Annotated in this window: 9 protein-coding genes; 2 read left to right on the top strand and 7 right to left on the bottom strand. The window is 39.8% G+C overall.

Translation table 11 applies throughout. The features are described from left to right. The first annotated feature begins 349 nt into the window (after nucleotides 1–349). Nucleotides 350–1,090 (top strand): glycerophosphodiester phosphodiesterase family protein, encoded by a 741-nt coding sequence (locus AC438_RS13005; protein ID WP_053981698.1) that lies wholly within the window; start codon nucleotides 350–352, stop codon nucleotides 1,088–1,090. Here the strand turns inward: AC438_RS13005 and AC438_RS13000 are convergent. From AC438_RS13000 to AC438_RS12990, 3 genes are all read right to left on the bottom strand, one after another. Continuing rightward, complete coding sequence (locus AC438_RS13000; RefSeq protein ID WP_053981697.1) at nucleotides 1,071–1,475, bottom strand: diacylglycerol kinase; 405 nt, start codon at nucleotides 1,473–1,475, stop codon at nucleotides 1,071–1,073. The genes AC438_RS13005 and AC438_RS13000 overlap by 20 nt on opposite strands. Before the next feature lie 12 nt (nucleotides 1,476–1,487). Then, a complete protein-coding gene (locus tag AC438_RS12995) occupies nucleotides 1,488–1,910 on the bottom strand; it encodes a hypothetical protein (protein ID WP_053981696.1) in 423 nt (140 codons plus the stop codon). Between the two features lie 227 nt (nucleotides 1,911–2,137). After that, the gene (locus tag AC438_RS12990; RefSeq protein ID WP_162230743.1) at nucleotides 2,138–2,767 is read right to left on the bottom strand and encodes a tRNA-uridine aminocarboxypropyltransferase; all 630 of its coding nucleotides are present in this window, start codon (nucleotides 2,765–2,767) and stop codon (nucleotides 2,138–2,140) included. 121 nt (nucleotides 2,768–2,888) lie between these two features. Here AC438_RS12990 and AC438_RS12985 point away from each other — a divergent pair, with 121 nt between their 5' ends. Then, entirely contained in the window at nucleotides 2,889–5,051 is a 2,163-nt protein-coding gene (locus AC438_RS12985) for a TonB-dependent receptor plug domain-containing protein (RefSeq protein WP_082354154.1), read from the top strand. A gap of 208 nt (nucleotides 5,052–5,259) precedes the next feature. On the opposite strand, the gene AC438_RS12980 is transcribed toward AC438_RS12985, so the two are convergent. The 4 genes from AC438_RS12980 to AC438_RS12965 form a co-directional block, all read right to left on the bottom strand. After that, nucleotides 5,260–5,520: a DUF5062 family protein gene (locus tag AC438_RS12980; RefSeq protein ID WP_053981693.1), complete on the bottom strand. Its 261-nt coding sequence runs from the start codon at nucleotides 5,518–5,520 to the stop codon at nucleotides 5,260–5,262. Between the two features lie 119 nt (nucleotides 5,521–5,639). After that, nucleotides 5,640–10,463 carry a pilus assembly protein gene (locus AC438_RS12975; protein ID WP_053981692.1) on the bottom strand — a complete coding sequence of 1,608 codons (4,824 nt, stop codon included), beginning with the start codon at nucleotides 10,461–10,463 and terminating at the stop codon, nucleotides 5,640–5,642. A 1-nt stretch (nucleotide 10,464) separates the two neighbouring features. Beyond that, on the bottom strand, nucleotides 10,465–11,148 hold the full coding sequence (locus tag AC438_RS12970; RefSeq protein WP_053981691.1) for a pilus assembly PilX family protein: 684 nt from the start codon (nucleotides 11,146–11,148) through the stop codon (nucleotides 10,465–10,467). Next, complete coding sequence (locus AC438_RS12965) at nucleotides 11,145–12,269, bottom strand: PilW family protein (protein ID WP_053981690.1); 1,125 nt, start codon at nucleotides 12,267–12,269, stop codon at nucleotides 11,145–11,147. The genes AC438_RS12970 and AC438_RS12965 overlap by 4 nt, the downstream gene beginning before the upstream one ends. Between the last annotated feature and the right edge of the window lies 1 nt (nucleotide 12,270).

Here is a 12,270-nt window from a genome sequence, read left to right as displayed (position 1 = left end):
GTTGCTATAAGTGATATTCTATAAAGTCATATCGCACGGTATCTATGAGGGGCTATTAAGCAAAGAGTTCAACAGAAGTGATACAAATAATTAAATTTTTATTGTGAATCGGGATTGAGATAGAAAAATGACTATTTAGCCCGTTAGGTAAGTATTTTTAGGTCATTGATCATTTTGAAAAATATCCAGTACATCAAAACGACTTATATTGGCCCCAAAAAACCTTATGTTAAGCTACCCTACTTGACGCCGTCTCGGTCAATGATTCATTAGCGTCTCATCTAGTACCTCTGAATAGTTACGCTTTTATCAGTATAAAACCCTTTATCATATGCGGTAAAACGACCTTATGCCTGCTCCTACCCTGTATATTGCTGGCCATCGTGGCCTACCACAAGATTACCCTGAAAATACCTTGATCGGTTTAGAGGCTGCTTTAGCGGCTGGAGCGCATGGGGTTGAAATTGACATTCAGTTTACAAAAGACGGCGAGCCTGTATTGCTCCACGATCTCACTTTGAAGCGTGTCACTGGGCTCAGTGGCGATGTGAGTATGTTTGAATTTAGTGTATTAGGTAAAATGAGCGCCCATGAGCCTGCCCGCTTTGGAAGCCGTTTTTTACCGACACCCATAGAGGCCCTGCGCAGTATTGTGCCCTTGATGCGCCTCTATAGCCAAGCGACGTTATTTGTAGAGCTTAAAGCTGAGTCATTTGCTCATACGCATCGGCAGCAAGCTGTCACTAAATTAGCGACTGTATTGGCACCGATCGCGAATCAATGTGTTGTTATTTCATACGATATTGCTGTTTTACGCTTAGTCCGAGAGCTATTGGACTGGCCTATTGGTTGGGTGTTGAGCCAGTACAATGATGATATTTTAGCGCAGGCGAAAGAATGTCAGCCCGAATACCTTATCTGTCATGTCGCTAAACTGCCACCAGCACCTACTGCGCTTTGTTTGGGTTTATGGCAATGGTTTATTTATGATATTACCGATGCCGAAGTGGCCAAACAGTTAGCGGCTCGAGGTGTGAGCTGGGTAGAGTCTTGGGATGTCACCGCATTAATTAAAGACTTAAAAATATAGAGCCAAATATCTTGGTGTAAATGGCCATGACCCACAGTAGTACAATAAAGCTTAAGGCAATAATAACTGCAGCAGAGCCTATATCTTTAGCTCGGCCAATCATAGGGTCGTGCGCTAGGGTGATACGATCGGCGAGAGTCTCTATGGCAGAGTTGATGAGCTCTGTGAGTAGTAAAAGACACAGTGCTGCGACCAGTACCCCCCAGTGCGCCAAAGATTCGGCTAAAAAGAATGTACTGGGAAAAAGAGTGGCCACCATAATAGCTTCTTGTCTAAACGCTGATTCATACTTCCACGCAAAGCGCAGACCGCGCAAGCTACAACATGCAGCATTTATAATACGCTTCGCCCCTGTACCATTGGGCTTGTTGTACTCATCTTTCATGGTGTGTCCTGATCATTGGTGTTGATGGGTGGTGCGAGTCAATTGCTGTAATCGCTGGGCATAATAATCGAGTATTTTAATGACAATAATATTTTCTGGCCCGTAAACGCCTTCATTATATAAAGCTTGCTTAAAGCAGAAGCACTCGTCCGAATTTAAAATATATTGTTTTTCATGCAGCATAGCTTGCGCACTTACCTGATACCACTGATCTCCTAAATCTAAATTTACCGGGGGCAAGCCAAACTCCTCAATCAAATCGCTCACATCACTGATGGTGCCATCGGTAAAACTATACAGGGTGACTGTTGGGCCTGTTTGAATAAAAATATCGCCAAAGGCGGTAATATCTAAAATTTGGCTATCTCTAGGAAGCTTAAGTGTTTGAGTGATAGTGAGTGCTAGCTCGGGCGATAGGGTTATAGGGTAGTACATAATGTGGACTGCTTTAGCTAAGGGATCTGTGTTATGTCATGGTGTAAACGCCATGCTTAGCGCGGTGTAACTATTCAGAGGTACCGATAAGAGGTACCGAAATGGGCACTCATGAAGCATTGTCTGGGCCGCTCAAGTCATCCATGGGCGCTATATGGGCGCTATAGAAGCACTCCATAAGCACTCCCGGCGCTTAAATGCCCAGAAAATAATCCATCAGTACCCTATCAGGTGATTTTTTTCAGCTTGGCTGAATCGTTACAACGCGGTTTATGCGGTGCAAAGCCCATAAACGACGCTTGCATTTTGTGCAGGCAATTATACAAGGGCTGAACATCGATGTGTTCGCAATGGTGTAAACAATGCGCAACTGCTTCAAGAGTGGATAGGCAGTGATCATGAGGGGCTTTACGAATATGGTATTGCGAGCTGACAGCGGTTAAGTGGATACTAGGGTAAGCGTGCAGCCAGGGGTTGAGTTGCCAAAGTTTATAGGCTTTTTTCCAAGTACCATCTAAAAAAATGAAACGCCAGCCTTTTGGGTTGTTGAGTGTATTTTGTGTTAATAATGTCCCAATAGGCTGTGCTGTGTGATTAGGGTACACAATACAAACAGAGCGCTCTTGTGTTTTGAGCTGATTTTTTAAATGTATAAAGTCGGTTGCGCTCTCGCCTAGCCATAGCTGCGTATTAGCGGCACATAGCGCGACTAAGCGCGCCGTGTTTTTAGCGGCTTTTTGCTCACTGGGGTGTTGGATAATATCAATCATACTGTTGTTACTGAGCGGGCTAATGGCACTACAAATACAGGTTTTGATTGGGTATAGGCAGTGAGTACAGCAAGTGCGTTGGATCATGTATGGATATCTTAGTGAAATGTGTAGGCAGGCTCTTAATGAGAGTTCGCTTAAAATATATCGAATAATGACATAATAGATCATTGTTGAATATACTGACTGTAGTATTAAGAATGTATTAATGGGTTTCTCGATATCACTTTTCTCATATGGATCCGTCATGTGTCTCTCTATAATTTTAATATCATTATCTCGTCGTTTATCTCATTATAAAGCTTGGCGTATTCTTATCTCATTGAGTTTTCCTGTGCTGTATTCACTACTAGGCTCTCACGCGCAAGCACAAGAAGTGATAGAGGCTTCTGAGCCAAGTGCGATAGAGGAAGTTGTCGTTGTTGGTGAGCGTAAGGGGGACTTTACAATTATTACTGAGAATGCTCAAAAATTAGTCGATGTACCTGGTGCTTTAGGCGATCCATTATCCGCCGTGTTTAGTTTACCTGGTGTGGTGCCTGGTGACGGCGGGGAGCCATCAGTACGAGGCTCCTCTCCTGTTGATAATCTCTATTTAGTCGACTTTTTACCTGCTGACTATATCTTTCATGATTTTTCATCATCTATATTTAGTGAATACATCTTACAAGATTTTCAATTATATTCAGCAGGGTTTGGTCCTGCTTATAGTGGTGTTACAGGTGCTGCATTTGGGATCACGTTAAGAGAGCCAAGTGATCAAGATTTGAGTGCTACCTTGGATCTTTCACTATTGCGATCAGGCATTTTTATAGAAAGTGCACTCACAGAAAATACGGCCTTTTATGTATCGGCACGCAAGAGCTTTATTCATTTGGTGGTCGACGAACAATCAAAAGAAGATGCCGAAGATGAGGGTGAAGGTATTCGTATTATTGAAGCACCGCAAGATGATGATTATCAGTTTAAATATTTATGGAATATTGCGGATAAGCATAAGATAACATTGAATGCCAATGGTGCCACTGATTATGTGGAAGCTGAACTCACGGAAGATGCAAATTTTATTGCGACTAATCCAGATTTTTCCGGATTAGCAAAAATAGAAAAAGATTATGACGGGCAAAATATTATTTATTCTTATGCTGGTGATAGGTTAGAAGATATTACATTAGGACTTGGTACAACAAAGCTGACAACAGGTACTTATTGGGGTAATAATTATGAAAGTGAGTTTGAACAAAACCGGTCTATCGCTAAAGGAGAGCTAAGTTATGCTATAGCACCGCAGCACACATTAAATACGGGTATGCTATTTATCGATGGTGACTACACATTAAATTATGATGGTGTAATATTAATTTGCACCGAACAAAATCCTGATTGTAGTACAGCTCAGCGTGAAAGAATCAAGCTAAATGATAGTATCAATATTCAAGAGTCGGCAATTTATATTAATGATAGCTGGGCGATTCAGCAAAGAGCTAATTTAGAAATAGGCGCACAATGGTATAACAACGATTTTACTGATGAATCATTATTATTGCCGCGTATCGGATTAGATTATCAATTGACTCATCGTACACAAATCAGTGCTCGTTATGGTCATTATGCTCGTTTGCCCGAAATACAATATACCTTTCCAGGTATTGGTAACCCTGAGCTATTGACCGTAAAAGCGACTCATCGTGTTGTGGGGCTTGAGCACACCATAAATGATAGCTGGAGTGTCAATATTGAACTATACAATAAAACCTTAGATGATTTAGCCACCGCAATACCTACTCAAAACAATAGCGCAACACACGCTCAGCCTCCTTATATTAATGCAACTACAGGGGAGGCGATGGGTATTGATCTATTAATTAATAAAAATAAAACAACTAATTGGTATGGCTGGCTGGCGATGAGTTATGGCCAAAGTGAGCGAACCAATACCATAACGCAAAAGACTAACAATTATTATTTAGATACACCATGGCTTACCACTTGGGTCATGAATTACCAATTTAATAAAAATATGGACATAGGTTGGCGTTTAAGCTTAAAGAGTGGTGAAGCCTATACGCCTATTATTGGTTTAAAAAAGGGTAGTGAATTTTCAGATACGATTGTGCCGAAATACGGAGAAGCTTATTCTAAGCGGCTCCCGACATATGCACGGCTAGATATTCGCTATAAGTGGAATTTTAATATTGGTAATTTAGCATCAGCATTAATTGTTGATGTGATTAATGTACTTAATCGTGAAAATATAAAAACACGGCAACTGGACTACGATAATGTAGATACTGAGGATAGCCCGATAATAACCGAAGATGTTGCTGGGCTAGGTATTTTGCCTGCAATAGGTTTGAGAATACATTTTTAAATATAATTTATAGAAGTCAATATGGCTCAGTAGTTAATTGACCTGATCATTTAATCAGGTCAATTAACTTTAAACGATAAAAAGATTGATGGATTATTGTCGAGTATTTTTGGTTTGAGTATTGAGGCTTATAGGTATCAAAGATTAGTCGCGTAATACTTAATAAGTCCTCTAAGATAGAGGCTTATTAAGTATGCTAAAATCTTGTTTATTGTAATAAAGTGTGATTCTCGGGTAGTGTACGTGAAATCCATAAGGCTAATTTATGACGCATATGAGGTTCGTCTTCTTGATTTTTTGCTAATGGTTGAATGAGCTTATCGTGCACTAGTAATTTATAAAGATAGGTAATTTTTAATTTAGCTGAATCAGTTGCTTCAAATTCACCTGCCCCGCGTTTTTTAGCATAGATAGCACCTACTCTAAGAGCTTCTGTGACGAGTGCTGCTTCATTTTTTATTTTTTTCATGATTGGTCCTTATAGCAAAAAGCTGTCACTGAATATAATCAGTGACAGCTTAAAAGATATAACTTGCAAAAGAAAGCACAAAGGTTAATCAAATTAACAGCCCTTTATGCTTTTGGTTGTCACCAGTCTTTATTCACTTCTCGCCAAGATTCACGACGGTTCTTGATATCAGGTTGGCCTAAATCGATACGCTTTAATTCACCTTCGTTGCTCTGTGTTAAACCTTCTTCGTTAGGCTCTGCATAAAAATTATCACCTAAATCAATGGCATCAGGTATTGCCTCGCCTACCTCTGTACCATCGCTAATTGTTTTTCCTGGTTCTGTAACAGCACTATAAGTGGGTGATAGACCATTAAAAAATTCACGTTGATATAGACGTGTATTACCGACTTCGCCCGAGCATAAGTCATCGTTTGGGGTGAAGGCAGTAAAGAGTAAGCTGGTCGAATATAAAGTCGCTTGACCGATATTACGGGCATAATTATTAGGAAAATCTAAATACCAGCCTTTGTTATCAGCAATCACTTTTGTTACATCATCAGTGGTTGCTGCTGGGTCGCCTGTATTTAAAAATACTTGGCTGCCATTAAGATTTTTAACCTGTCCATTACTGTACGTTTGAATATTCGTTGTATCGATTAATTCACGTTTTTTAATGGTATTGCCTGTTAATTCATTTAGTGCATTAATGGGCTCTTTCAAGCCATAAAAACCATTATTTGATGTGTAGGTACCATCAATATCATTAAAAAACCGGCCGGTACCGGCAAACACCCAATAATTATAGTCTTTATCAATACGAGTAAAAGGCGCCCCGCTAAAGGCTTGATTTACAACATCTAACATTTGAGTATCTTTAATAGTGACACCAGCTGCACCAAATGTGAGTTGAGCACGGCGTAGCTGCCCCTCGGGTTTATCAATTGAGCCACCGACTAAACCATAATAAATAACATCATCTTGATAATCACGATTCCAATCAGTCGCATGCACACCACCTACAAAGGTATTCATAACACCGGTGTCATATTTTTTAAGTTGTTTTTTACGCAAATCAAATAAAAATAATTTAGCGCTTTGATCGCTAACAGCTGTTTTTTGTGCTCTACGCATACTTGAGGCATCTTTTCCATAAGGTCCAGAGCCAAAGGTTAAAAACCAATTATTTTTAGTGCCTGCAGTGTAGTTTCCCGTCCGCGTATTAGGACTGCGTGCCTTAATAATATCTACATTAGTTGTAGTAAAGCCTAGGTTTGGATCGGTGATTTCTGCTACTAACTTAGGTGGCTTTTCGGGGTTAGTAATATCTAATACAACCCAAGCTGAGCGCATGGTTTGTGGTGTACCTGCATTATTGATCTCAATAGGGCCACCACCAAAACGCATACCAGCGACTAAAATAGTTCCCCAACCGCCTGGATGATCTGCATCATCATTAAAAATATTAACATCAAAACTCTGTAATTTTCCATCCATGTAAGCAACATGCGGATAATCGTGGTCAGTTAACCATTGTAGATGAGGTAATAAGTTATAAGGTACATAGCCCCATAGCTCAGCTCCTAAAGGGTGCTTATCGGTCGAGTATTTTTTGTCATTCGCGTTATAGAACCCTCCGTTAAAAGCATGAATCATTCCATCATTTGCTGAAGCATAAATCACAGTGCGCCTATTTTTGTACTTTTCTCGATAGGTTAAATAACTCGAATCAGAAAACTCGATGTCATAACCGACTTTGGGAGCGTTGATAATTAATGGTGTGGCATTGGCTATATCTCCTAAGCGCCATGTTTCTAAACCTGAAGTTGTTGTATTTATATTGGCAGCACGTGATCTAAATTCAGGATAATCTTGCCCGCGGATATAATTAATCACTTTTTCAGTGCTAGTCACATTACCTAATAAATAATTATTAGGACCTGTAAAGGTGGCAGGAATAAAATCTTTAAGATGAGCATTTTGTGTGATTAATCCATCGTTATTATCATCAATGGCAGTCAAAATATGCCGTTGTTTTTGCGCCGATGTATTATAAATGCGCTGGGTGATGGGGTCGGTGACTTCTGCAAGAGCTTGATGTGCGCTCCATACGGGTTTTAAAGTATGTAAAGACACTAGGCCACCTTGCTTGGCACCACGTGTGCCGTCAGTATTAATATTATACCGTTGGGCCATCATATTTTTACTGGTTGGATCATATTCAATATCAATAATTTTATCGGCGATTGTTAGGCCTCGGCTTCCGTCTGTATCTTCGCGTACATGGTTATGCTCATCCATAAACATCCCATTTAATGTTCCTACCCAGCTTAATTCACTCCCCGCATAGTTGAGTGTTGGGTAGTAAAGGCTTTGTAAAAATAGGCCGACGCCATCGCCCGCATTGGTAACTACGCTTGAGCCCGTACCAGAGGAAGCACCCGCTAAAATTTCTGTAATGACTTTGTCAAATTGAATTTTTAGCTCTTTAGGGTTGTTCGCATTATGGTAATTATCAGGAATTCCATCGGGTGTTGGCGCACCAGTAAGGTTATTGATAGCATCCCATTCATTTTGTAAGTCGGGAATATTGTTACCATTAACATCTTTAAAGCCACCGTACTTTGCGGCGTAATATAACGGTTGCTCTAAAAACTGTGCTCTACCTGAAGCGACTATGAATTTTTTATAAGACCAGCCATCTTTTTGTGAGCAGTTTCTGCAGCCATCGCCGTCAAAGCCATTGGTACCCGATACTACATGAAAGCCATTACCCTGTTGATCAATGGCATTACCGTTGAGAGAAATAGCACGGCTTACGCCATTGACAACAAAGCCAAATCCTATTTTATAAAAAGTAGAATTTTTAAGTACGCGGGTTTTAACGGTTAAGCGTTGCTCGTCTAATTCATAAGCAATGAGACCGTTGATATCTTGGTCAAAGTCACCGCCTTGTTCGCTATCCTCCCAAGTCACATACATTAAGCCGGTATAGATACCATCGCCATCATCGTCATTGTGAGGCTCAATAATTTTAAAATCGACAATAGCGCAATTACCTTTGACGTCTTTATTACGGCAAGCGGGGAATATTGTAATTTTTTTATGTTCTTGTTTGGGGCGCGGTAAGACGATTTTGGGGATTGAAGGTGCTAATGAAAAGCCAAAAGTATTCACTGTTTGATCACCATCAATACTCTTATTAATATCATTGGTTTTTGCATAAAACGCTAAGCCTGATGAGTAATAAGAGCCGTTTAACCGTGGTGCGTCAGGGCAAGTCCCTCTCACAGAAGATAAGCTACCTACCACTTTTTCGGTGCAAAGCTCATCTTGATCTACACCCAGAGTTTTACCGACAAAATACTGCTCACCTTTAATGCCCTCTAGTGTCCCTAAGCGATCGGTAATAGCATTTAATCCAGTTGTTGATAAATTGATATCAGAGGCATTTAAATGGTTACCGTCATAAGAAATCGTCGAGCTATTAAAAGCTAATATGTTTAAATTTGAACAATAATTGTCTGTTGTTAGTGGTTTTTCCCACATGACCGGCTTTAGGTAAGGTGAAATAAATGAATCATCGGCTGTAAATTGACGTGTGGGTGTTGCGCCAGCTAGATAGCGATAAGTTTCTAATAAAATTTCACCAAAAGGATTGCCCCAGTTAGTACAGCTTCCGTTATCAAAAATATTCAAGCCCCACGTGCATTTATCGGCTTGATAGGTACCTGCTGTTAACCCTGTTTTTTGAGCATACCAATTAGCCAAGCGTAGACTATTAAGGCCTTGAATAATACCACCATTTGCCAAGGTAGTTTTAAAGGTTCCATCGGTGGTGGTATTAATTTCATCGCTTAGTGGACCAATATTTTTGCGCAATACGCCGCCATCTTTATTACGCATATAGCTGCCAGTAATTAAACCAAATTGAATTTCACCGGCTTGGCCGTACCGCTGTAGGAGCCCGGTAGGCTTGCTATTCCCCTTCGGGTATTGAAGACACTCCTCACGTAAGGCATTACTTTTAGAGGTACATACATTGACTCGAGCAATGTAATCGGCGAGTTGATGGGTACTTTTTTTGGGGCTTTGATGATGAGCGTAAATACCTAAGCTGACTAATACGCCAGGGTCACTATTAGCGACAGAGCCTCCGGTAATATATTGCTCTTCTTGATACAAGCATTGCCATCTTTCGCCGGCAGGCCAAAAACTAAAATTGCCTTTTACTGCACGTATAAGGGGCGGTTGGGTGCTTTTATGTGAGGCTATCCCCATGCTTAAATCAACGGTGGTATTACAAAATGTTACACCTGAATCAACAGAATCTTTACCCACCTGAACATTAAAAGGAGTTAAAAATTTTAAATCGTTGCCATTATAATATTTAGCAAAACTATGGGCATCACTGGTGAGGTGTGATCGTTCGAGGATAGTGGTTTTATCAGTATCAGTGGAACGTAATCCTCCGTAAAGAATTTTACGAACAATATCGATACGAGTCATGGAAACCCAATTTAAAAAATTACCACTCCATTGATTTTTTCCTCGTGTATTACAGTAGTAACTTGCTGAGGTAGGTGTGCTCGGTGAAAAAACACCACTACCATAAACGTAGCACATCTCACTATCAAAATAGCCTATGTATTCAATAGTTTTATTATAGGTTGTATCGGCATTCCCATCACCATTAATATCATCAAAATCATTATAGGCTTTAAAGAATAATTGATGATCTGATGACATGCTTAGCATGACCATTGGTGGTGTATTATTACCGCCGCTTAATGGTGGTGTGTTTTGATAATCATAAGCTGATTGAGCATGAATATTGGAACTTGATAACACAATAATGACAATACAGGCTATTAATAAAAGGTGTGATAGCCAGTTATTTAAAATACGTAATTGAAATATTTCATTGATATTATAATGGTTTTTTTTCATTGTTATTGGCATGTTATAACTCCTTAACAATGCGGTAAGTTGTTTGTAAAATAACTGTTGCGCGGTTGGCGTTGCCACTGGCCATAGCGGTAATGCGATACAGGGGTTTATAGTTTTCATTCTCGCTAGCTTGTACACTGGCACCTTGTGTACTAAAGCCAGCGCCTAGCTCTAAGCCTACATTGGTAAAACATAAAAATTCTATAATATATTTAACCGGATTTTTTAAGCCATCGATCGTGATTTTTTTGTGTTTACTATTTACATTCCATACATTTAGTGTTTCATCTTTCCAAAAATCTTTTTTAGGATTGGTACTTGCATTGGCAATATAGCAATGTGCACGCTCTGTTCCGGCGTCAAAATTACCTGCAAAACATAAACCGTCATTGCAATCCGAAGAAAAACAATCATTTCCGGTGCAGCTGGTGTAATGTTTTTCCAGCTTTGGTGGATTATCGGCTAATGCTTTTTCAATGGTAGTTAAGGCGGTTTCTACTGCTTCAAAGGCAACGCCACGGTCATGCGCACTCGATACCATTTTTAGTTCTAACCCAGAATTTTGCATACTGGTAATACCAATCACTGTTAATACACCTAATATAATAAGACTGATAATTAATGCTGCACCTTGTTGATATTTTATATAGAAAATATTAGGAGATAGAATTTTATAAGGTTGTTTGATTAGGTTCATATATTTTGATTCCTAATTTGAATAGTGGTGCTAACGACTTGACGCATAAATAAACCTAGATAGGCTCTACCGTTAAATTGAATGCTTTGTGGATCAGAAAAGACCGGTGATTTAGATCGTAAAAGCATATTAATTTTTACGGTATATACGTTTTCCCAATCATCGCTATCAGTAAAACCATCGTTATTAATATCCATGTTATTGGCATGACGATATTCATTAATAATGCCATCGCTATTAGTATCAACACCATACATAAATTGAATGTTTTCAATGCCTGTGGCAAGCTCTTCTGTACGCATTGTTAGGGCACCATTATGTGCAACCATCGCTTGACGTTTAAGAGCGGGTGTTCCAGGTAACAAGCTTGAGTCACCAATAAAATATGCATGAGATATAAGTGGCATAATGCGAGCGCCGACTTGATATGAGGCTGTCGGTAATGCTCGGGGGCAATTCGTGCCGCTACACTCGGAGCAGGTATAGCGTCCACGTATAATGTCATTACAATTATTGGCTGAAGCTTCGTGACTAACGCTGTTGGGCCCTTTAATTGTGCTGGCAGTAAATACAGCACTGAAGCTACATGAGCCATCAACGATGGCTATGGGCTGATTAACCTCAAAGTTATGGTTATCCCATAGCGTAATATTTTTTGTTGTCGGGTTTTGATTACGAACTAAAAACTCATCTTCAGATTCACCACGACGAATCAATAAGGAGTCGGTATTCGCTAGCGCTAGATGACGGTACCCCACCGGAAAGCTTCCCGTCCCGCTAGTATCGTCAAAACCAGCAATGCCAGCGGTACCTATAAACCCCATAATATCGCCACTTATAATATTAACTTGCTCTGTATTATTATTAGCGCAGCCAATATAGCCGGCCATGCGAATATCGCGGCTTAAGGTATCTAAGGCAAAGCGAGCGTTTTCTTGGATATAGGAGATTTCTTTATGGTCTAAATAATTACGTTTGCTAGCAATCACTACTTGGAATACACCATTTAAAATAATCATACCTATTAATAAAGTCACCATTAATTCAATCAGTGAATAGCCTTTCTCATTTTTTTTAATGAATAGGGTATTGAGTGATAAATTATCGATATCATAACTCATA

This window comes from Marinagarivorans algicola (assembly GCF_001292705.1).
Lineage (GTDB): Bacteria > Pseudomonadota > Gammaproteobacteria > Pseudomonadales > Cellvibrionaceae > Marinagarivorans > Marinagarivorans algicola.
This window is presented reverse-complemented; position numbering and strand designations above follow the sequence as displayed.